This window comes from Desulfospira joergensenii DSM 10085, from assembly GCF_000420085.1.
Lineage (GTDB): Bacteria > Desulfobacterota > Desulfobacteria > Desulfobacterales > Desulfobacteraceae > Desulfospira > Desulfospira joergensenii.
In genome coordinates, this window is record NZ_ATUG01000001.1 from 1021383 (window position 1) to 1042497 (window position 21115).

Annotated in this window: 19 protein-coding genes; 8 read left to right on the forward strand and 11 right to left on the reverse strand. The window is 53.9% G+C overall.

Translation table 11 applies throughout. The annotated features are described in order from the left end of the window. Window positions 1-7: 7 nt before the first annotated feature. Window positions 8-1870, reverse strand: coding sequence for an excinuclease ABC subunit UvrC (gene uvrC / locus F608_RS0105110; protein ID WP_022664545.1), 1863 nt, complete (start codon window positions 1868-1870; stop codon window positions 8-10). Between the two features lie 3 nt (window positions 1871-1873). After that, window positions 1874-3868 carry an excinuclease ABC subunit UvrB gene (gene uvrB, locus F608_RS0105115; protein ID WP_022664546.1) on the reverse strand — a complete coding sequence of 665 codons (1995 nt, stop codon included), beginning with the start codon at window positions 3866-3868 and terminating at the stop codon, window positions 1874-1876. An 86-nt stretch (window positions 3869-3954) separates the two neighbouring features. On the opposite strand from uvrB, the gene F608_RS0105120 reads away from it, so the two are divergent. The 3 genes from F608_RS0105120 (at window position 3955) to ilvN (ending at window position 6137) form a co-directional block, all read left to right on the forward strand. Then, window positions 3955-4317 (forward strand): CoA-binding protein, encoded by a 363-nt coding sequence (locus F608_RS0105120; RefSeq protein ID WP_022664547.1) that lies wholly within the window; start codon window positions 3955-3957, stop codon window positions 4315-4317. Between the two features lie 189 nt (window positions 4318-4506). Further along, complete coding sequence (locus F608_RS30760) at window positions 4507-5574, forward strand: GGDEF domain-containing protein (RefSeq protein WP_022664549.1); 1068 nt, start codon at window positions 4507-4509, stop codon at window positions 5572-5574. A gap of 77 nt (window positions 5575-5651) precedes the next feature. Then, window positions 5652-6137, forward strand: a complete 486-nt coding sequence (gene ilvN / locus F608_RS0105130; protein ID WP_027362496.1) for an acetolactate synthase small subunit — start codon at window positions 5652-5654, stop codon at window positions 6135-6137. Here ilvN and F608_RS34405 read toward each other — a convergent pair. Further along, window positions 6134-7561 (reverse strand): hypothetical protein, encoded by a 1428-nt coding sequence (locus F608_RS34405; protein ID WP_051148494.1) that lies wholly within the window; start codon window positions 7559-7561, stop codon window positions 6134-6136. The genes ilvN and F608_RS34405 overlap by 4 nt on opposite strands. Window positions 7562-7869: 308 nt before the next feature. On the opposite strand from F608_RS34405, the gene F608_RS0105145 reads away from it, so the two are divergent. Genes F608_RS0105145 through F608_RS0105165 form a run of 5 tightly spaced genes read left to right on the forward strand, consistent with a single transcriptional unit; the run spans window position 7870 to window position 13443 of the window. Continuing rightward, window positions 7870-9246, forward strand: coding sequence for an HDOD domain-containing protein (locus F608_RS0105145; RefSeq protein ID WP_022664551.1), 1377 nt, complete (start codon window positions 7870-7872; stop codon window positions 9244-9246). A 10-nt stretch (window positions 9247-9256) separates the two neighbouring features. After that, window positions 9257-10657: an L-seryl-tRNA(Sec) selenium transferase gene (selA, locus tag F608_RS0105150; RefSeq protein ID WP_022664552.1), complete on the forward strand. Its 1401-nt coding sequence runs from the start codon at window positions 9257-9259 to the stop codon at window positions 10655-10657. Continuing rightward, window positions 10654-11913, forward strand: coding sequence for a tetratricopeptide repeat protein (locus F608_RS0105155; protein WP_022664553.1), 1260 nt, complete (start codon window positions 10654-10656; stop codon window positions 11911-11913). The genes selA and F608_RS0105155 overlap by 4 nt, the downstream gene beginning before the upstream one ends. A gap of 29 nt (window positions 11914-11942) precedes the next feature. Further along, the gene (locus F608_RS0105160; RefSeq protein WP_027362498.1) at window positions 11943-12518 is read left to right on the forward strand and encodes a D-sedoheptulose-7-phosphate isomerase; all 576 of its coding nucleotides are present in this window, start codon (window positions 11943-11945) and stop codon (window positions 12516-12518) included. Continuing rightward, a complete protein-coding gene (locus F608_RS0105165; RefSeq protein ID WP_022664555.1) occupies window positions 12505-13443 on the forward strand; it encodes a GSU2086 family protein in 939 nt (312 codons plus the stop codon). The genes F608_RS0105160 and F608_RS0105165 overlap by 14 nt, the downstream gene beginning before the upstream one ends. Before the next feature lie 524 nt (window positions 13444-13967). Here the strand turns inward: F608_RS0105165 and F608_RS30770 are convergent. From F608_RS30770 to F608_RS0105220, 8 genes are all read right to left on the reverse strand, one after another. After that, window positions 13968-14156, reverse strand: coding sequence for a helix-turn-helix domain-containing protein (locus F608_RS30770; protein ID WP_022664558.1), 189 nt, complete (start codon window positions 14154-14156; stop codon window positions 13968-13970). A 358-nt stretch (window positions 14157-14514) separates the two neighbouring features. Next, on the reverse strand, window positions 14515-14766 hold the full coding sequence (locus tag F608_RS0105190; protein WP_022664560.1) for a type II toxin-antitoxin system prevent-host-death family antitoxin: 252 nt from the start codon (window positions 14764-14766) through the stop codon (window positions 14515-14517). 657 nt (window positions 14767-15423) lie between these two features. Further along, window positions 15424-16116 (reverse strand): ABC transporter ATP-binding protein, encoded by a 693-nt coding sequence (locus F608_RS30775; protein WP_051148495.1) that lies wholly within the window; start codon window positions 16114-16116, stop codon window positions 15424-15426. Next, on the reverse strand, window positions 16113-16928 hold the full coding sequence (locus F608_RS0105200) for an ATP-binding cassette domain-containing protein (RefSeq protein WP_084680985.1): 816 nt from the start codon (window positions 16926-16928) through the stop codon (window positions 16113-16115). Before F608_RS0105200 ends, F608_RS30775 begins: the two co-directional genes overlap by 4 nt. After that, window positions 16918-17733: an ABC transporter permease gene (locus tag F608_RS0105205; protein ID WP_022664561.1), complete on the reverse strand. Its 816-nt coding sequence runs from the start codon at window positions 17731-17733 to the stop codon at window positions 16918-16920. Before F608_RS0105205 ends, F608_RS0105200 begins: the two co-directional genes overlap by 11 nt. Next, window positions 17730-18668, reverse strand: coding sequence for an ABC transporter permease (locus tag F608_RS0105210; RefSeq protein ID WP_022664562.1), 939 nt, complete (start codon window positions 18666-18668; stop codon window positions 17730-17732). The genes F608_RS0105205 and F608_RS0105210 overlap by 4 nt, the downstream gene beginning before the upstream one ends. Next, entirely contained in the window at window positions 18665-19552 is an 888-nt protein-coding gene (locus tag F608_RS0105215; RefSeq protein ID WP_022664563.1) for a class I SAM-dependent methyltransferase, read from the reverse strand. The genes F608_RS0105210 and F608_RS0105215 overlap by 4 nt, the downstream gene beginning before the upstream one ends. Continuing rightward, window positions 19549-21114, reverse strand: a complete 1566-nt coding sequence (locus F608_RS0105220; protein ID WP_022664564.1) for an ABC transporter substrate-binding protein — start codon at window positions 21112-21114, stop codon at window positions 19549-19551. Before F608_RS0105220 ends, F608_RS0105215 begins: the two co-directional genes overlap by 4 nt. Between the last annotated feature and the right edge of the window lies 1 nt (window position 21115).

Consider the following 21115-nt stretch of genomic DNA (forward strand, 5'->3'; position numbering starts at 1 on the left):
CTGCTCTTCATTGGGAATTGAGATGGGTGATCAGGATTTGGGCGCTCTTCTTATTCATGCCGGGCAGGGCCGCAATCTCTTCCAGACCGGCTTTTTTCATCTTTTCAATCCCCTTGAAACGGGTCAAAAGACTTTTCCTCCGCATGGGGCCGATGCCGGGAATCGTATCCAGGACAGAGAGGCTCCCCCGCTTTTCCCGCCGCTTTCTCTGGAAGCTGATGGCAAACCTGTGGGCCTCGTCCCGGACCTGCTCCAGGAGAAAAAGTCCTTTTTTGGCCTGGCCGATATTCAGGGGATTGGACCGGCCCGGGATGTAGATTTTGTCCTCGGTCTCCCCTTTGGCCGCGTTTTTCTTGGCCAGGCCGGCCAGGGCAAATTCATTTTCAATGCCCAGGTCCCGCAGAACGGCCAGGGCCATGTTGAGTTGGCCCTTGCCCCCGTCCACCACCAGGAGATCAGGCCAGGTCATGGTCTTTCCGGAACCTGAAAACCTGCGCTCAAGGACCTGGAACATATAGGCATAATCGTCCTGGAACGGGATATCCTTTATAATATACTTGCGGTAGGCCCCCTTGTCCGGACGGCCATGGGTAAACACGGCCATGGAGGAAACCGGATCCTGGCCGGATATGTTGGAGTTATCAAAGCATTCGATGCGTTCCGGCGGTTTTTCCATGCCCAGCAGGGTCTGAAGCATGACCATGGAGGCCTGTTCCTCTTCTTCCCTTTTCAGAAGTTTTTCAAGTTCCCGGGAGGCGTTGCGCAGGGCCATGTCCATGAGTCTTTTTTTCTCCCCCCTTGCCGGGACATGGATCACAAGCGTCTTTCCCCGGCGCTCCTTCAGATTCTGTTCAAGGATGGTCTGATTTTCCATCTCCCGGCTCACCAGGATGTCCGAGGGGATAAACCCGCTTTTTTCATAGTACTGATCCAGGAAGGCAGACAGAATCTCATCCTCTTCCTTGAACCCCAGATGGGCCGGATAATGGGCCGTATCGATGAGGCGGCCGGACCTCACCATCATTACGGTGACCACGGCCCTGCCCCTGTCCGATGCCAGGGCAAAGATATCCCTGTCCTGCATGTCCGGGCAGACCACGGCCTGTTTTTCCATGACATTTTTTATGGCAAAGATGGTATCCCGGACCTGGGCGGCCTTTTCAAACTCATGGACCTTGGCATGGGCTTTCATTTCAGCTTCCAGTTTTTTCAAAACCCGGCCGGACTTTCCCCTGAGAAAGAGGATCGCATCCCTGACCCTCCGTTTGTAAACTCCGGGGGAGACCGTCATGGTGCAGAGACCCAGGCAGGCCTTGATCTGATAGTTGAGACAGGGACGGGACCGGTTCCTGAACTGGGAGTCCCGGCATCTCCTGAGCTTGAAGATCTTCTGGATCTGCTTTAAGGTCTGGTTCACGCTCCGGGAGGAGGAATAGGGGCCAAAATAAACGGCAGCATCCTCCTGAATCCTCCTGACCCGCTGGATGGAGGGATACTCCTCTTTCATATCCACCCGGAGCAGGGGATAATTTTTCCCGTCCTTTAAAATCACATTGTACTTGGGCCGGTGCTCCTTGATCAGATTGGATTCCAGGATAAAGGCCTCGTGATCCGAAGCGGTGATGACCAGGTCAAAATCCTTGATCATGGAGATGAGGACGGCGGTTTTGGGATCGTGGTTCCGGTTTTTTATGAAATAGGAGGAGAGGCGTTTTTTTAAATTTTTGGCCTTGCCCACATAGATGATCTTGTTTTTCCCGTTCTTCATCAGATAGACCCCCGGACCCGAAGGGGCCTGACGGTACTTTTCCATCAGGTGTTCCCTTGTTTTTTCCCCTGTCTTCCGGGTTTTTTCTTCAACCTGGCTCATGCATCATTCCGCCTTGATGGCCTGAAGTTCCCTGATTTTATCCCGGTACTGGGCAGCTGTTTCAAACTCCAGCTTTTCCGCGGCCAGGTTCATTTTGTCCTCGAAATCCCGGATCAGGACATCCAGGTCAAGTTCTTTTCCCTCATACTCCCGGATCTCTTCATCCACGGAAAGGGATTCCCGGTTGCCCGGCGATTCATTCATGGTATAGTCAAAGGAATTGATATTTTTCCGGATGGTGGCCGGAACGATTCCGTGGACCTCGTTGTACTCTCTCTGAATCTCCCGCCGGCGCCGGGTTTCGGCCATGGCCTTTTTCATGGATCCGGTTTCCTTTTCCGCGTACATGATGACCTTGCCGAAGACATTCCTGGCCGCCCTCCCGAAGATCTGGATAAAGGAACGGAAGGAACGCAAAAACCCCTCCTTATCCGCATCCAGGATGGCCACCAGGGAAACCTCGGGGATATCCAGACCCTCCCGGAGCAGATTGATACCGATGAGCACGTCGAACAGGCCCCGGCGCAGATCCTGGATGATATCGATGCGTTCCACGGTTCCGATGTCCGAATGGAGATACTTCACCTTGATGTCCAGATCTGCGTAGTATTCGGTCAAATCCTCTGCCATGCGTTTGGTCAGGGTGGTGACCAGGACCCGCTCTCCCGCCTCCACCCGTTTGATGATCTCCTCGTACAGATCATCCACCTGGTTCTTGGCACTCCTCACATCGAGAGCCGGGTCCAGAAGTCCTGTGGGCCGGACAATCTGCTCGGCCACCCGGGGACCGGCCTTTTCCATTTCATAGTCTGCCGGAGTGGCAGACACATAGATGATCCGGGGAACCCGTTTTTTGAACTCCTCAAATTTCAGGGGCCGGTTGTCCACGGCCGAGGGGAGCCTGAACCCGTGCTCCACCAGGGTTTCCTTCCTGGACCGGTCGGCCTTGTACATGGCTCCCAGCTGGGAAACGGAGATATGACTTTCATCAAAAAACAATAAAAAATCGTCGTCAATATAGTCCAGCAGAGTGGGCGGGGGCTGGCCCGGGGACCTGCCGGTCAGATGCCTGGAATAATTTTCAATCCCGTTGCAATAACCGATCTCGTTGAGCATCTCGATGTCGTACTGGGTCCGTTCCTCAAGGCGCTGGGCCTCCAGCAGCTTATTGTTCTCCCTGAAATATGCCAGCCTGGATTTGAGCTCCTTGATAATGCTCTCAACAGCTCTTTTCCGGGTCTGTTTTTTGGTCACATAGTGGGATGCCGGATAGATGGCCGTCTGGTCAAAGGATTTTAACACTTCCCCCTTAAGGGGATCGATCTCGGAAATCTCCTCAATGGTATCCCCGAAAAAATCGATGCGTACGGCCCGGTCCTCTTCATAGGCAGGAAAGACCTCCAGACGGTCCCCCCGGACCCGGAACACCCCCCGGTGAAAATCCGTATCGTTCCGGGTATACTGGATGTCCACCAGTTTGGCGATGACCGCGTCCCTGGAAATTTCCATGTCCCGGGACAGGGGCACCCTCAGGTCCAGGTAATCTTCCGGGGCTCCCAGGCCGTAGATACAGGAGACCGAGGCCACAACGATTACATCCTTTCTGGCCAGCACCGACCGGGTGGCGGAATGGCGCATCTTGTCAATGACCTCGTTTATGGAAGAATCTTTCTGGATATAGGTGTCGCTGGAGGGGATATAGGCTTCGGGCTGGTAATAATCGTAGTAGGAAACAAAATACTCCACACAATTGTCCGGGAAAAGAGTCTTGAATTCGTTGTAGAGCTGGGCAGCCAGGGTCTTGTTGGGGGCAATGATCAGGCTCGGCATTTCCACCCGGGCAATGATATTGGCCATGGTAAAGGTCTTGCCCGACCCGGTCACCCCCAGGAGAACCTGGTGGGGCTCATTGGCCAGAACCCCCTCTGACAGGTATTCAATGGCCTTTGGCTGATCCCCGGTGGGGGAAAAAGAAGATGTAAGATGAAACAATCCCATGTTTGCGTCCCCTGTTAAAGTGATTATCCTATCACATTAAGTCTCTATTTTCTATTAGCAACCGCTCAGAAAGACAGGAGGATCAAATGGAAAAGGTAGCTGTGGTCGGCGCAAGCCCCAAAGAAGAAAGATATTCGAACAAGGCCATGAAAATGCTGGCTGGACACGGGCACACGCCCATTCCCGTTGCACCCGCACATGAAACCATTGAAGGAAAAAAAGTTTTTTCCTCCCTGGGGGAGATCCAGGAAAAGATCGATACCGTATCCCTCTACCTGGGCCCGGCCCGGCAGGAAACCGTTGTGGAAGAGATCCTGAAGATCAAACCCGGCCGGGTGATATTCAACCCGGATACGGAAAACCGGGCCGCTGCCGAACGGCTTAAACAGGCCGGTATTGAAGTGGTGGAGGCCTGCACCCTGGTTCTGTTAAAGACAAACCAGTTTTAATCTCCCGCCATTGGGGGATCCTGCCTTCCGAGCTTGACATCAAAGGGATATCCATGGCAGTCTATATCGAACAGGAGATCAGGATGGGGTACGATGGGAAATTCTGCATTTTCAAAATCTGTCCGACGCAGGGCTTTCCAGACTGCCGCCTGACTCGGGTCAAAGTCCCATGATATAAACAGGCGACCAATGTTAGAAGATTTTTACAGAGAATCGGTGGAACAGTCCGGGAATGTCCTGCGAATGGTGCTTCAGCACATTGCAGGCCACAGGCTTCCCTATACCCCCATCACCTATGCCGTATGGTATGAACACGCCGCCGGAAGAAACCCTGAACTCTCCCGGGAATTGCAGGAACTGGGGCAGGGCGAAATCACCTATGACCAGATGATCAAACTTTTCCGGCGCCATATCGCCGAAAGCCAGCTCCTGAAGGCGGAAACCAATATCCGGCAATTCCAGAAGGTCCTGACCGAAATCGCCGAGCAATTCGGAAAATCCGGAGTCAGACTGGATGCCCATGACAATACCTTTAAAAATTATGCCGACGAACTGGGCCGGGCCACATCCATGGAGGCCATCTCCCGGATTGCCCGGAACATTCTGGCAGAAACAAAGGCCGTGATCCAATCCACCCGTTCCCTGAAAGACCAGATGGACGCCACAACCATGGAAATTCATTCCCTGAGAAAGGAAATAGAGGGGATCAAGCAGACGGCCATCACCGATATGCTGACCGGGCTGATCAACCGGCGGGGCCTGGATGAGATCTTTCCCAGGGTTCTGGACAAGGTCCGTCAGAGCCAGGCCCCCATATCCCTGGCCCTCATGGATATTGACCTTTTCAAGCGGGTGAACGACGAGCACGGCCATCTGATCGGGGACAATGTCCTTAAAATGCTGGCCCAGGTTCTCAAGGACCATATCAAGGGAAAGGATACGGCCGCCCGGTTCGGGGGAGAAGAATTTCTCCTGGTCCTGCCGGACACCCCCCTTGAAGGGGCCCGGATCCTCATTGAACAGATCCGGAAAACCCTGGGGAAAATGAAATGGGTGGCCAAGGACACCCGGAAATCCATCGGAATGATCACCGTTTCAACGGGAATTGCCCAGTACAGGGAGGGGGAAGGGATCGAGGATTTCATCAAGAGAGCCGATAACGGACTTTACTTTGCCAAGCAAACCGGCAGAAACCGGACGATAACCGAAGATGAAGTAGTGGAGGGATTCACCCGGGAGAATCCTGCTGCCCAATGAAATGCTCCCCCTATCCTGAAAAAGGAATTTTTACATCCGCCTTCCATGGAAACCGACAATAAAAAGGAGTGCCTCCCATGGGCAATCAGAAGTACACCCTGACCATGCTGGTTGAAAATGAACCCGGGGTAACGGCCCGGATTACCGGATTATTTGCCGGCCGGGGATATAATATCGAAACCATCTGCGGCGCGCCCACGGCCAACCCCAAGATGTCCAGGATCACCATCACCACCCAGACAAACCCCCACCTTCTGGAGCAGTGCAAAAAACAGATCAAAAGGCTTGTCAATGTAATCAAGCTCAGGGACATGACCGGAGAAAAGGCCGTAAAAAGGGAGATGGCCCTGGTCTGTGTAAAGGCAAGGCCTGAAAACCAGGATCAGATCAAGGAGATCATCCATTCCTTCCGGGGAAAGATCATGGACGAGGGAGGCCAGCACTATATCTTTGAGGTGACCGGAGACGAAGACTGTGTGGACCTGATGCTGGAGCAGATGGAGCCCTTTGGGATCAAAAAACTGGCCCGGTCCGGGATACTGGCCCTGTACAAGGAGTCTTAAAACCAGGCTCTTCGGGAAAAGCCTCTGCCGGCAAAGGAAGAGCCCGGATCCATCATCCGGTAGAATTGATGCCCCGGCCTGTTTCGTTTTCCCTGCCCCGGATTCAGAAGATCTTCCATTCCTTTTTTCAACTCCTGGATCTCTTTCAGGAGCTGCTCCAGGGGAGTGTCAACCTGTTCCGGCGCATTCACGAATGGAAAAAAGTCTGCAGGTCCAAACCGCCGGGCAATCATCGATGAAAGGCCTGCTTCCGAAGAAGAATCATCAACCGGATCTCCGGCTTCACCACCCAGGGTCCCCGGCTTAAAAAAAGACTGGGCCGGGCTTCCCTGATCCGATCCCTTTTCCAGCTTGGCAAGATCGATCTGCTGGACAGATCCCACATCCCCGTTTTCAAAGAGGAACATGCCTGAACTCTTTACCCGGCCTTTCAGGGTATCATTGGAATCCTTCAGATCAAATCCCGAGGATGCATTCTCCAGGTAGATGGCCCCTAGCCCGGCCTCTTTCAAGGTGATCAGCCTGTCTTCACCATTTTCATCCCGGGTCCAGACCTTGAGCTGCCCAAAGATGGCGTCGTTTTCGTCGATCCAGTTGTTGTTGTCCCCATCATAGGCGGCCAGCTCTTCAAACCCGTTTCCCGTGCCTGGTCCGAAAAGTTCGGATCCGTTGTTGATCTCCATGTCGTTGTTTTTATCAAGGGCCAGGAATCCGGAACCCGGAGAGGTGGAGTGAACCCTGTCCATCTCCCCGTCATTGTCCAGGTCAAATTCAAAGGTAAGGTCTGAGAGAGAAGGTAGACCATGATCCAGACTGATGACCAGGGGATCCACCACCTGCATTTGTTCCATCCTGATCCGGGTCTCCTCCCGGGTCTCGGATAAAGAGGCGCGGTCCAGGGCCAGATCCAGGGAAAAGGAAATGGTTCTTCCGTCTTCGGTGACCACGGAACCGGTGGAGGAAAAGGAAGCCTGTTCCTCTTCATAATGAATGGATGTCCGCTCCAGGAGGAACTCCCGGACCCGGGAACCGGAAAAGCCTGCCCCGGTTTTCCCCCCATCCATGGAAACCGCCCTGCCCTGCCGGATCCTCCTGACAACCGCTTTCTGATCGATCACCGCTCCCACAAGGGTCTCCATCAGATCCTGATGCTCAAACAGGCCGGTCTCCCCTGTTTTGGAATTTTCCACCTTGGATGACGACTCTATCCGGGCCGAATAATTGGATTGGAATTGATCTTGTCTGCTCCCGGAGATGCTTACCCGGTCCGTCAGGGCAATGGGGGATCCCGCTTCCAGGACCCCCTCCCTCCGGGAAAGGCTCCCGGCCAGTACCCGGGAACTGGATCTTTCCTCCAGGTTCAGGTTCATCTGCTCTGCTGAACCATTGGATGACAGGACAATGTCCGACCTGGAAATTTTCATAATTCACTCCCTCCCTGGAGTTTAAAAAGTTCCTGTGCAAGAAATCTCAATGGGCAGGCATCCCTTGCGCTCCTTTATCTCCTGAAAAAGGAAAGCAGGGCCCGGGCCCGGACAAACATGGGAAAAAGGAAATGGATGTTTTCCATCAAACGGCCAGGCCCTTTGTTCCTCGAAGAGACTCTCTTCTTTCCCATAGAAATAAGGATCGGCAATTTTTTGTACAGCTTGATTCAAACAAGAAAAAGATAAATGTTGAAACTTCCGGAAAATTAATGATATTTAAAAACGTTTGCCAGGTATACTAACCCATGGATCCGTACAAGCCGAACATGAGCTATCAAAAATTCGAACACATAGCGGCCGGACAGTTCAGAGCTGACACCAATTCATCCCACATTTTCCAGGCCTTTCTGGGGACCTGTCTCGGTGTGACCCTGTTTGACCATACCACCCGGACCGGAGGGCTGATTCATATTCTTCTGCCCGAACCTCCGGGGATGGGCCAGGGAAAGTTCCCTGAGAAATATGCGTCCACCGGGATTCCCCTTTTAATTGAGCAGTTGAAAAACCTCGGCTGCCGGACGGAAAATTTGAGGGCGACCCTGGCCGGCGGGGGGCTTGTGGGGCCGGTCAACCGGCAGGATATGGGCCTGGACATCGGGGGAAGGTCAGCGGAAATTGCTGCAAACATTCTCAAAAATGAAGGCATCCATATTATCTGTTCCGAGACCGGAGGATTTTTCAACTGTACCCTTGAACTGGACATGGCCACGGGGGAAGCAAGGATAAAGCCCCCCTGGGAAGAGGAATTCAAATCCGAAACCGAATGTGCAAGACCGACCATTGAAGATATCAAATCCACGGTAAATACCCTCAAACCCATCCCCCAGACCGCCCTGAAGATCCTGAGGATGTTTCAGAATGACCGGTCCGGTATCGCAGACATCACCCGGGAACTTTCCCAGGACCAGGTGTTGAGCGCCCAGACCTTGAAGATATGCAATTCCGCCCTGTTTGCGGGAACCATGTCCATTGAAACCCTTAAGGACGCAGTTATCCTCCTGGGGGAAGAGCTTCTGGTCAAATCCGTAATCACCGCAGCCGTCAATTCCTATTACGGCCAGGTCATTTCATCGGGATATTCCCTGTGCAAGGGCGGGCTCTTTTTCCATGCGGTGAACGTCGCCTCAACCGCGGAAAAGCTTGCCGAGAAGAGCGGAAAGGTTCCGGGTAAGCACGCCTATACCGCAGGGCTCCTCCACGACATCGGCAAGGTGGTCCTGGATCAGTTTGTGGCGGATTCCGTGCCCCTGCTGTTCCGCAATCTGAGCCGGGAGGGGGAGAGCTTTTTAAGCTCGGAAAAAAAGCTTCTGGGCATCACCCATTGCGAGGCCGGTGCTCTTCTGGCCAAAAACTGGCAGTTTTCCCCGACATTGTACCAGACCATTGCCCACCACCACCTTCCGGAAAAAGCCCCGGAAGAACATCGGGATATGGTCTCCCTGGTCTATCTGGCCGATCTGCTCATGGAGAGGTTTAACACCGGAGTTGACCTGGAAAAAATGCAGGTCGGCAGCATCGGCCCCGTTCTCGATCGCCTCGGGATCTCCATGTCCCAGGTCCCTGAAATCATAGATGGAATTCCCATCATCGGCATGAACAACAACAACCCCTTTGGATTTTAGAGGGCAAAATATGACAGACCCCCGTGACAGACTGAAACAGATCCCCGGCGTGGACCAGATCCTGGAAAAAACCAGGGAGGATTCCCGGTTCTCAGAAATTCCCAGATCCATTGTCCTGGAATCCATCCGCAGGGCACTGGAAGATTTCCGAAGGGAACTATTGGAAGGCAAAGAGACCGATCTCTCGGACAGCGCCGTGCTTGACCGTGCCGGATTCATTGCCTGTGAAAAGATGAAACCCAGGCTGGTCCCGCTGATCAATGCCACAGGCGTGGTTCTTCATACCAACCTGGGCCGGGCCCTTCTCTGTGAGCCGGCCCTGGACAATATCCGGACCATTGCCCGAAGCTATTCCAACCTGGAGCTGAACGTCTCCACGGGCAAGAGGGGGATCCGTTACTCGGCTGTGGAAGAACTCCTCTGCGAACTCACCGGCGCGGAAAAAGCCATGGCCGTGAACAACAATGCCGGTGCCGTATTCCTGGCCCTGAACACCATGGCCCAGAACACGGAGGTGGTGGTGTCCAGGGGAGAACTGGTTGAAATCGGCGGATCCTTCAGGGTGCCCGACGTCATGACCAAGAGCGGATGCATCCTGAAGGAGGTGGGGACCACCAACCGGACCCATTTGCGGGATTATGCCAATGCCGTGACAGATGCCACGGGACTCTTTCTCAAGGTCCATACCTCCAACTACAAAATAGAGGGATTCACGGCCAGCGTAGGACTCAAAGAACTGGTTGAACTGGGCCGGGATAAAAATATCCCGGTCATGGAAGACCTGGGATCAGGCACCCTGGTCGATTTCTCCAAGTACGGACTGCCCAGCGAACCCCTGGTTTCGGACCAGGTGGGGTCCGGGGCAGACATCGTCACCTTCAGCGGAGACAAGCTCCTGGGAGGCCCCCAGGCCGGTATTATTGCCGGGAAAGCAAAGTATATCGACCAGATCAAAGCCAACCCCCTGACCCGGGCCCTGAGAATAGACAAGCTCACCCTGGCCGCCCTGGAGGCCACACTCAGACTTTACCGGGATGAACCAGGGGCCATTCAGGCCATCCCCACCCTGAGGATGCTGACCATGTCCTTTGAAGAGACCTGTAAACGGGCGGAAACACTTCTCAAACTCATCCGGGAAAAGACCGGCTCCCTGGCAGAGGCGGAAACAGCCGACCTGGAATCCAGGCCCGGGGGAGGTTCTTTCCCTGAACTGAAACTGCCCACCCGGTGTGTGGCCATAAGACCCCTCACCCTGTCGGTGACCCGGCTGGAAAAGGGGATGCGCGCCTCTTCCCCCCCTGTCATCGCCAGGATAGAAGAGGACCGGTACATCCTGGATCCAAGGACCCTTCAGCCGGAACAGGAAAACAGCATTGCCCAAACCCTTGAAAGCGTATTGAAAAAAAAATGACCCCAAAATTCTCCTCCAAGGAAATCCATTTTCTAAAGACCGATTCCGACGAAACCCTTGCCGGACCACCGGAAACCTATTACTCAGACCTGGTTCATGCCCGGACCGGCCAGATTCAAAACTTTGAACAGCGCCTGGAAAAGGCGAAGATCCCCGGGAAAAATTTTTTCTGCTCGGTTGTCCGGATCTCCGGGGATCTGACCCAGGAACGACTGGAAAAGGCCCGGGATGTGTTCGAGGCCTGTTTTGAGTCCCTGCTGGGCAAAAAATCAGGACAAACCAAGGCAAAGACCTCGGGGAACCGGGGTCTCTGGGAAAGCCTGGACGAGAGATCCTTTATCCTTGCCTTCTGGGATTATACCCAGAAAAGAAAGGCTGAAAATCTCATCACTTCCCTGAAGGAAAAGATCTCATCCTCCCTTGAAACCCGGATTCTCATGGGCGCGGCCCTTTCCCCCTTCCATGACTTCAGCCGCAGTGAAACCATGGCCAATGCCCTTAAAGCCATTGATCATGCCGCCTTTTTCGGACCGGATCACCTGGTCTATTTTGACGCTGTTTCCCTGAACATCAGCGGAGACCGGCTGTACCAGCTCAAGATGTATGAGAAGGCGGTACAGGAATACCAGAAGGGCCTGGAACTGGAACCCAAAAACATCAACCTGATAAACAGTCTGGGGGTCTGCTACGGGGTCACCGGAGACCTGGACCGGGCCATGGAAGAATTTGAAAAGGCCAGGGACCTTTCCCCGGGTGAGATCATGGTCATCTATAATATGGGCCTGATTCACCAGATCCGGGAAAATGCCGACAAGGCCGTCATCTACATGAAAAAAGCCCATGCCCTGAATCCGGAAATTTTTGAGGTGGAACTCCTCCTGGGACAGCTTTTGCTGAAACAAAAGCAGCATGACAATGCCCGGACACACCTGGAAGCGGCCCTGGAACTTGATCCGGAATCCGGTCCGGCCACAAGGATGATGGGGGAACTCTTCCTGGAACTCAAGGATGCGGTCCGGGCAGGACAGGAATTCAATAAGGCGGTAAAGATCAATCCCTCGGACGGGGCCGCCCTGTCCGGATATGCCAAGGCCATGTACGACCAGGGGAAAAATCTGAAAATCGCCCTGACCTTTGCCAGAAAAAGCCTGGTCCTGGAACCGGACAACCTGATCTTTAAAGCCCGCCTGGAAGAGATCACCCGGTCATGGGAAAAAGCGGAGCAGAACAGGGAACCCGGTATTAAATCGGCTTGATCCACAAATATTTGAGACAAAAAAATAGCATGAATCCAATCATTGAAAGATCCGTGAAAGAAAGTATCCAGGCCAAACAGAACTTTTTTGAATCCCACGCCGGGACTGTTGAGGCCTGTGCCAAGACCATGGCCGACCGGCTGTCCCGGGGAAGGAAGCTGCTGCTGTTCGGAAACGGGGGCAGTGCCGCAGACTGCCAGCACATTGCCGCTGAATTCGTCAACCGCTTCCAGATGGAAAGGCGCCCCCTTCCGGCCCTGGCCCTGACCTGCGACACCTCGGTCATCACCAGCATCGGCAACGATTACTCCTATGATGATATTTTCCTTAAACAGGTCCAGGCCCTGGGGAATAAGGAGGATATGGCCCTGGCCATCTCCACCAGCGGCAACTCCCCCAATGTGATCAAGGCGGCAAAAGAGGCAAAGACCATGGGGCTTTTCATCATCGGATTCTCCGGTGCCAAGGGCAAATTAAGGGAAATCAGCGACATGGCATTCTGTGTGGATTCCCCGGTCACGGCCCGGATCCAGGAGGTTCATATTCTCCTGGCCCACATCCTCTGCGACCTCACGGAAAGGATGATCTTCCATGACCCGGCCTGAACTGGATTTTTCCCGTGTAAAAACCTATTCCGTCAAAGACAGGAAAAGCCTGGTCTCCAAGGATGATTTTACCCGGCCCTGGACAAAGGGGAATTCCCTGTCTTCATTTATCGAATCCCTGCCCGATATTCTGGCGGGCCGGGATATTAGGGAGGTGGTCTCAGCCGTGGTCGATGCGGCGAAAGCCAAGCGTCAGGTCTGTTTCGCCATGGGCGGCCATGTCATCAAGACCGGTATGAACCCGGTCATCATCGATCTGATGGAAAAAGAGATCCTGACCATGATCTCCATGAACGGATCCGGCATCATCCACGATCTGGAGGTGGCCATGACCGGCCGGACTTCGGAAGACGTGGCCCTTTCCATCAAAGACGGTTCTTTCGGCATGGCCCGGGAAACCTCGGCCTTTCTGAACCAGGCCATCCGGGACGCAAAAAAGAACTCCATAGGACTGGGCCGGGCCGTAGGCGAGATGATCCTGAAGGAGAACCTGGATTACAAAGACCTGAGCCTCAACGCAGCCGGCGCCCGTCTTGACATCCCCGTCACCGTCCATGTGGCCATGGGCACGGACATCATTCACATGCACCCGGACTTTGACGCGGCAGCCTGCGGAAAGGCCTCCCACGATGATTTCAAGATCTTTGCCGCCGTAATCTCCCAATTGGAGAGCGGGGTGTTCATCAATGCGGGATCCGCCGTGATCATGCCCGAAGTCTTTCTCAAGGCCCTTACCCTGGTCCGGAACCTGGGCCATATTGTGGATGACTTCACCACGGTCAACCTGGACTTTATCCGCCAATACCGGCCCATGACCAACGTGGTCAACCGCCCCACCCTGGGAAAGGGCAAAGGCTATGCCCTGGTGGGCCACCATGAGATTCTCATTCCCCTGATCGCCGCCGGGATTATCGAAGCCCTCTGACCCGGATTTCAGACCGGAGGGTTCTCTGCCGGGACAAATCATGCCCGGCTGCTGAATAAAGCCTCAAACATTTATTCAGCAGTTTGAAGGATACGGATTCGGCCTCTGCCGGGTGCCCCCCCCCTGCGAAGACATCATCTCCGTTAAAAAGGCCAGGCTGACTCTGGAAAGGGGAGAGCTGCCCCCTCCGCCCCTGGCCTGATGCCGGTATCGGGCATGGCCCAAGTAGTTGAAAAAGAAGTATGGAAGACCGGCCGGGGTGGAGCGGGGCTACGCAGGGTTAACGATTCTGACAGCCTCTAACATTCCATTCCGCGGAAGGGCGAAACTCGCTCCGCTCAGACAGCCGGCCCTTGCTGCGCTCCACTCCATGAAAAGGCTTAAGCAGAATCAAACCCGATGTCTCCGCCCCGCCCCACCCCGGCCTCCCAGCGAGATTGAAAATCATGTCACATTCAGATTGTTCCATATCTTATCCTGAAAAAACTATAGTTATTTATATATATAACTTTGCAGTTGCATTTCTATACTGGGAATGGTTTGCTGTTTATTAAGCCAGTTTCACCTTTTTCAGCATAATTGTTTTTCCACTCGTAGAAAGTTGTTCTTGCTATTCCAAAATAGCGACAGGTTTTTGAAACGTTACCGGAATCTTTTGCGTGGTTCAGGACTTTAAGTTTTCGATTGATGTCTCTTTGTGCTTGCTGATCCATCTTTGGGCCTCCTTTTTTCTAACAGTTAAGATTTATTAGCAAAACTGTTAGGCGAAGTCCAAAGATTCATACCCTCATGGATTCACCTAATACACCCCATCGTGATGCCCAACATTCACCAAAATGATTTCTTTGTTCACAAAAATAAACTCAAGGGTAATTCTATATGAGACATTAATGGAAACCGAATGTAACTCTTTCAATTTTCCTTTCAATGGATGAAGCCTCAATGAGGGATGAGTTGGATCAATTTCTAATAGTTTCAGTGTTTTTTCATATTGAGATATTAAATCAGGGTGCTTTTTGACAAATTTGGAAGCCCTTTTAATATAACTATCTGTATAGATGAGGGTATAAGTCATTTTGTAATTCTTTTGATATGAGCTTCAACATCTTCTGTTCTATAGTTTCCAGATTCGTAATCAGTTTTTGCCTGGTGCAGTGCAGTATCGAGTTCACATTCCCGTAGATAATTATAATGCTTCATATCCATTACAACAAATTTCTCTTTACCACGAACTGTAATAACCAGCTCCTGATTCTCCAAAAGGTTGTTTTGAATCACAGAAACTCCCTTTGTCTTTAGTTGATTGGCTGTGATAGTATTCATGACAAACTCCTATATTCATTCTAAAATAATTGTTCATAGTATTATATATAATACTTTTTATAGTATGTATCAAGTCGAAATCTCGGACAACAAAAGATACAATTATTTAAAATAACAAAAATGCTGACGGGTAAACCGCAGTTTCTCGCTTCTCTCCGGTTTTCTGACAAGTGAATTTCAGGGCCAGATCTTGGATTCTAAGTTTTCAATGGATTTGTCTGAATTGAACAGTATTATCCTAACCTTGATTTTCCGGATTTTGAAATATAACTGCCCCTCGGACTCTCCTGGAGGCCGAGGTGGGGTGCAGGCGGAGCCATCGGGTTCGATTGCGTAGAGACTCTTCATGGCGTGGAGCGAAAAAGAAGAATTGTTTGAGCGAATGCGAGTTTTCTTCTTTTGCGGAAGGGTATGTTAGAGGCTGTAGGAATCGGGAACCCTGCGGAGCTGCACCCTGCGCCGGCCGGACGTCGCTCCTCTGTCTTCCCTTTCCCCTTTTAAGCAGCCCGGAAAACTTTAAGGCAATTTTCAATGGCGCATTCAGCACGCAAGCGGGAAATCTCAGTGGTCTCTGTGGTGAAAAAAGGGAGCCGGCAGAGATCCGACTTTGAAAAGGCTATGGGTTCCGGCTCGGGCACTGCCTTGTGAAGCCGGACGTCACCTGAACGGAATGGAGTCAGGAAAAGTAATGATCCGGGTGCACATCCGCGTGGTGCAGTCCCGGTCATGGGAAATAAAGAGCAACGCCATACCCAGTTTTTTCCGGATGGATGTCAGATGTTCCATGATATCCACCTGTAAAGGCAGATCCAGGCCGGAAAGGGCTTCATCACAGATCAGCAGATCCGGCGAGACTGAAAGGGCTCTTGCAATGGCCGCCCGCTGGCATTGTCCGCCGGAAAGCATGCCCGGGCGGCAGCTTCCCAGGGCAGGATCAAGCCCCATGGCCTGCATCAGCTCATCTGCCCGGTTCTGCCGGTCCCGAACCGAATCAATACCAAAGGCAGCCATGGGTTCGATGATGGATGTGCGAACCGGCAGAAAGGGGTTCAGATACACAAAAGGATCCTGCCAGACCATCTGAACCCTGCGGTAAAACAGCCGCCCGGGCCGCTTTTTTGAGTCGGAAACCAGCCGGTCTTTAAAAAAGACCTGTCCGGAATCAGGCGGCTCAACCCCCAGAATAATTTTTGCAATGGTGCTTTTCCCGCTGCCGCTGGGGCCTGAAAGACCCAGGGCTTCCCCAGGGCGGAGACCAAGGCAGAACCCGGACAGGACAGGTGCGGTTTTAGTCCTTTGGCCTGCATAGGTCTTGCTGACACGATCCATATAGAGAAGATAAGAGTTCATCTGCCGCCGCCTTCCATGAACCTCATGGCCCTGACCAGTTCCCGGGTGTGGGCATGGCCGGGAGTTTGAATCATATCCCGGGCAGGTCCGGCCTCTATCTGCCTGCCCCTGTAAATGACCGCCAGGTTCCGGACCAGGCCCTGCAGCCCCCTTAAATCATGGGAAATAAGAATAACGGCCGTGCCCTCATTTTCCGCCAGTTCCCGGATACTTTTAATGACAAGGGATTTATGGATATCATCCTGGCCGGTGGCGGGTTCGTCGGCAATCAGGATGCGAGGTTTGACAGCCAGGGCCAGAGCCATCAAACAGCGCTGGCGCTGCCCCCCGCTGAGTTCAAAAGGATACCGGTCATAAACTTCCGCATCCAGCCCGGTCTTTTCCAGGGCACGGACAGCCACTTCCTTGGGTTTTTCATACCGGGTTATGCCGGAAGCCTTTCTGGCCGCCTTCACAGCGTCGGTGAGATGAACCCCGATCCTCACCCAGGGATCCAGGGCCCTGGACGGACTTTGAAACAGCATCAGAATGTCCCTGCCGGGGACAAGGAAATTCCCCCTCCCTTTTTCCGGCAGAACCGGAGATCCCTGAAACCAGATCTTTCCGCTGCGAACAGCCAATGGTCTGGGCAGGATGCCTGCCAGGGCCATGGCGGTCAGGGTTTTACCGGAACCGCTTTGGCCGGTTATCCCCAGGATTTCTCCTCTGTTCAGGCAAAAACCCACATTTTCCACCAGGGCGGGGCCGGCATCCTTGCCGGGGATGCCGATACAAAGATCCTGTACAGATAAAAGATCAGGATCAGACATCATGAAATTCCCTTTGAAATGTTTTTCCGGCAAGGTTCAAAGCCGCGACCGCCAGGGTAATGGAAATCCCGGGCCCAAAAACCAGCCAGGGGGCACGGGCCATGTAAATTCCTGCCTCCTGGAGCATCCGGCCCAGTTCCGGTACCGGAGGTGGGGGGCCTAGGCCCAGGTAACTCAGTCCGGCAAAGGCAAGGATGATTCTTCCGGTTTTCAGAGAGGCGCCGGCGAGCACGGGATTCTTAAACTGGGGCAGGATATAGGCCAAAACGATTCTTGACGATTTCAGTCCTGCGGCCCGTCCGGCAAGGACAAATTCCTTTTGCACAGAGGACAGGGCAAGCCCCCGTATCAGGCGGGCCCACCAGGGCCAGTTGGCCGCAGCCAGTCCAATGATCAGCCCCTGCATGGTCCCCGGGGCAAGGCCGGCAAAGACAATGGCCAGGATCAGGCCCGGTATGGCCAGGCCCATGTCAATGGCGGCTCTGAAAAGGATGCCGACCCAGCCTTTTGCCAGGGCCGCCCCGATACCCAGCAGGGTCCCTGCCCCCACGGCCAGCCCGGATGCGGCCAAAGCCCCTCCCAAAGAGAGGCGCAGCCCCCAGAGAATACGGGAGAGGACACATCTTCCCAGCTGATCAGTTCCCAGGGGGAACTCTGGACAGGGGGCGGCCAGCCGGCAGGAAAGATCCGCCGCCAGGGGATCTCTGGGCGAAAGCCATGGCGCCAGCAGGGCGGCAAGCCCGATCATCAGGCAGAAGAGGAGGCTTACACCCGCTCGGCTGAAGATGAAACGCGATATGTTTTTCACAGACCGGCTCCCATTTGAGGATCCAGGCGCCAGTGGATAAAATCCGCCAGTCGGTTGACAGACACGAAAATCAGGCAGATGAGCAGTACAAGTGCCTGGACCATGGGAATATCCCTGGCCATGACCGCCTGAACCATGAGCCTTCCTAAACCCGGCCGGGCAAAGACAGATTCCACGATCATGGCACCGCCCAGAAGCTGGCCCAGGCAAACGCCCCACAGGGAAATCATGGGCACCAGGGCATGGGGAAGGATGTGCCGGAAAAATATTTTCACGGCGCCAAGCCCCCGGGTCCGGGCGAAACCGATGAAATCGGCTTCCATGGTTCGGATCAGGGCCGAGCGCAGCATGCTGCCCTGGAGCAGACCAAGGCCCAGGGCCAGTGAAAAGGCAGGCAGGATCACATGGGCTACAGACCCCTGTCCGCCCACGGGCAAAAGCCCCCATTGAAGGGATACGATCCAGACAAGCATGATCCCGAGCCAGAAAGGGGGCATGGCAGATGAGACCACCGTTAGGACAGCAATCAGGTGATCCACAGACCGGTGACGGAATACAGCGGAAAGCATGCCGCCGGCCCCGGACAACAGAACAACCATCAAAAATGCAGCCAGGGCCAGTTCCAGGGTGGGTGTAAGACAGAGTGAGATCTCCTGAAACACCGGCCGCCCCGTCTGCCAGCTTTGCCCGAAATCGCCGGAGCAGATTCTGCCCATCCAGGACAGGTATTGAATTGTCCAGTGCCGGTCCAGGGCCAGGGAATGCCGCAAAGCCTCAATCTGTTCCCGGCCCGGGGCCTGGCTCTGGGCAGACAGAATAATTTCCGCCGGGTCTCCGGGACTCAGGGCAAACAGGATAAAGGTACAAAGGCTGACGCCCCAGAGTACAAAACCCGTATAGGCCAGGTGTTTTATCCAGTGGGGAAGGATAGTCACTTGATACCCCCGTTCGAAGAACCGGACGGAACCGCCCAGCAAACCATGGAAACCCCGGATTCCCCCTCAAGAAAAATGTGATCATTTTTTATATAATGGGCAAGCACCCCATCTATCGTCTTATCGAGATGGAGTCCTGAACAGCCGAACATGGCAAAATAGGCTCTGAAATATTCCCGGGCCCGGTGATATTCAATATCCAGGACTGCCGGGATCCTCAGTGTATACAGATCCGGATGCCTGCCGGTCTGCCTTAAAAAATTTTCAGCACAGGTCAGATGACCCCAGGATTGGGGACAGGGCAGATCCATGACCCGGGTCCATATTTCCCGGTACAGGGGAAAGGCCTGGGTTCCGTTTCCCAGTACCAGCACACAGGTCTGTTCTGCCAGTGTCTCCATGCGGGAAATCCCCTGGGGATGGCAGGCCTCAGGAAAAAAGGCGGCCATGACCAGGTCATGCCCCGGTGCGGAATCAAGGGTGTTCCAGTCGGCTGCCAGAGGCTGAATCCCGGTGATGCCCCGGGTCTGGATTTTATTTTCCAATGCCCGGATCATGCCATGGGAAAGATCAACGGCCGTGACCCGGCAGCCGTATCCGGCCAGGGCCATGGAAAGATTTCCCGGGCCGCACCCCAGCTCAAGGATGGAATTTTGGGCAGAAAGGACCCCCTGGCTGAACAGAACCCGGGCCATTTCCTGGCCTGAAGCCAAAGAGATTCCGGCCATCCGGTCCCAGACATCCGATACCCGGTCATAAAAATTTTGCCATTTTTCAGGATGTTCTGTCTGGCTTTTCTTTAAAAAAGAATTTTGCCCAAAATTTTCCCAGCGCCTTGCCCAGTCCACATCACCAGAGTCATGGGCGCAAGTCTCCGCAGTCATTGCACAGGGTTCCTGTCTGGTAAGAATCCAACCCGGAAGGTCTTGATTTTATCTGGGGACTGACCCAGGCTCTTTAATTCATTCGATTCTGCCGCCCGTTTCCGACTGCCGCCGGCAGACTTTGCCTGAACCAGCAGGGGTCTGAAATTATGGTCCATGCCAAAGAATCCCAGCCGGTCGGTATAGGCAAAAAATGAAATATCGTGGTACAGGGGTAGCAGGGGAAGATCCCGGGAAAACTGCCTGGACAATTGACGGTAAACTGGTTTCTGTTCCGCCCGGGTTGAGCTGTGCCGTCCCCGGGCAATGAGTTCATCGGTCCGGGCGCAGCCACACCCATAGCTTCTCGGGCCGTCGGAAGCCAGATAATAGGCGTAGAAAAAATCAGGTTCCCCGGTCATCAGCGTATTCGGCTGGAGGGCCAGGCTGAATCTGCCCTCTTTCATCTCCTTGTAATAGGCCCCCGGCTCCCGGATATGAATGGAGGCCTTAAATCCATACCGGCCCAGCTGCATCTGGATAAACTGGGCAATATCCAGGTAAGGCCAGCGCTCCAGGGTGGCGGCGTGAAGAAGGATGTCCACGGCCACGGGTAGAGGCATCTTCACCGGGTTCCAGCTGCCGTCAAGATATCCGAAACACCACTCTTTTGCCAGAGGGGTAAAGGGATCCTTTGCCACGCGGCCGCATCCGGCAACCAGGGCGTCCACGATGGCTTCCCGGTCAATGACCGAAGCCAGCCATTGGCGGTGGGAATTTTCCATAAAAGGGGGTTTGGCGCAGTTGATCACCAGGTAATGGGTGGTGGCCACTTCCACATGATCCAGAACCAGCCCGGATACATGTTTAAGGGTTTCCACCTGCTGGGGAAGAATCGCCCCCACATCAGCAACCGCATCCACCTCCCGGGCCATCAACGCCATGGCCCGGGTCTGGGCATCGGCCAAATTTCTGAAAACCACCCGGGTAAAATGGGGTTTGATGCCCCAGTATCCCTCAAAGGCTTCCAGAATGATCCGGTCTCCGGGAACGGCCTGTTTGAGATAAAAGGGACCGGTGCCGGTCACGCTTTTCAGCCGTCCGTCCGGTTCAAAATCCCTGGGATGGAGCACAGGGCTCTGGTAATAGGAAACCCGGTTGGCAAAGACAGGGCACGGCTTTTTAAGATGAAAAACAAGATCCAGCTCCCCCCGGGCTTCCAGGGTTTCAAGATCCTTGAAAACACCGGAAGGATCATACCTGGGGCTTGATGCAATGCGCAGAATCGACTGTTTGGCAAGGTCTGCGGTTAAAGGCGTGTTGTCATGGAACCGGACATTTTCCCTTAGATGAAAGATCCAGGTCCGGGCCTGGTCTTGAATCTCCCAGGACCGGGCCAGCCAGGGGCAGGCGTTCAGATTCTCATCCAGATAGGTCAAGGCCTCCCAGGTATGGGTGGACCCGTGCAGGTAGGTCCGGCTGGCCGGCCCGTCCAGGAAATCCCGGCCAACCCCGATAATCAGGGTATCTTCCGGGAGAGCCCCGGCACCGGAAAAATCCAATGCCAGGGCCATCCAGATCATG

Coding starts and splice junctions, on each gene's coding strand:
- uvrC (WP_022664545.1), bottom strand. CDS start 1,870: ATGAGCCAGGTTGAAGAAAAAACCCGGAAGACAGGGGAAAAAACAAGG.
- uvrB (WP_022664546.1), bottom strand. CDS start 3,868: ATGGGATTGTTTCATCTTACATCTTCTTTTTCCCCCACCGGGGATCAG.
- F608_RS0105120 (WP_022664547.1), top strand. CDS start 3,955: ATGGAAAAGGTAGCTGTGGTCGGCGCAAGCCCCAAAGAAGAAAGATAT.
- F608_RS30760 (WP_022664549.1), top strand. CDS start 4,507: ATGTTAGAAGATTTTTACAGAGAATCGGTGGAACAGTCCGGGAATGTC.
- ilvN (WP_027362496.1), top strand. CDS start 5,652: ATGGGCAATCAGAAGTACACCCTGACCATGCTGGTTGAAAATGAACCC.
- F608_RS34405 (WP_051148494.1), bottom strand. CDS start 7,561: ATGAAAATTTCCAGGTCGGACATTGTCCTGTCATCCAATGGTTCAGCA.
- F608_RS0105145 (WP_022664551.1), top strand. CDS start 7,870: ATGGATCCGTACAAGCCGAACATGAGCTATCAAAAATTCGAACACATA.
- selA (WP_022664552.1), top strand. CDS start 9,257: ATGACAGACCCCCGTGACAGACTGAAACAGATCCCCGGCGTGGACCAG.
- F608_RS0105155 (WP_022664553.1), top strand. CDS start 10,654: ATGACCCCAAAATTCTCCTCCAAGGAAATCCATTTTCTAAAGACCGAT.
- F608_RS0105160 (WP_027362498.1), top strand. CDS start 11,943: ATGAATCCAATCATTGAAAGATCCGTGAAAGAAAGTATCCAGGCCAAA.
- F608_RS0105165 (WP_022664555.1), top strand. CDS start 12,505: ATGACCCGGCCTGAACTGGATTTTTCCCGTGTAAAAACCTATTCCGTC.
- F608_RS30770 (WP_022664558.1), bottom strand. CDS start 14,156: ATGGATCAGCAAGCACAAAGAGACATCAATCGAAAACTTAAAGTCCTG.
- F608_RS0105190 (WP_022664560.1), bottom strand. CDS start 14,766: ATGAATACTATCACAGCCAATCAACTAAAGACAAAGGGAGTTTCTGTG.
- F608_RS30775 (WP_051148495.1), bottom strand. CDS start 16,116: ATGAACTCTTATCTTCTCTATATGGATCGTGTCAGCAAGACCTATGCA.
- F608_RS0105200 (WP_084680985.1), bottom strand. CDS start 16,928: ATGATGTCTGATCCTGATCTTTTATCTGTACAGGATCTTTGTATCGGC.
- F608_RS0105215 (WP_022664563.1), bottom strand. CDS start 19,552: ATGACTGCGGAGACTTGCGCCCATGACTCTGGTGATGTGGACTGGGCA.
- F608_RS0105220 (WP_022664564.1), bottom strand. CDS start 21,114: ATGATCTGGATGGCCCTGGCATTGGATTTTTCCGGTGCCGGGGCTCTC.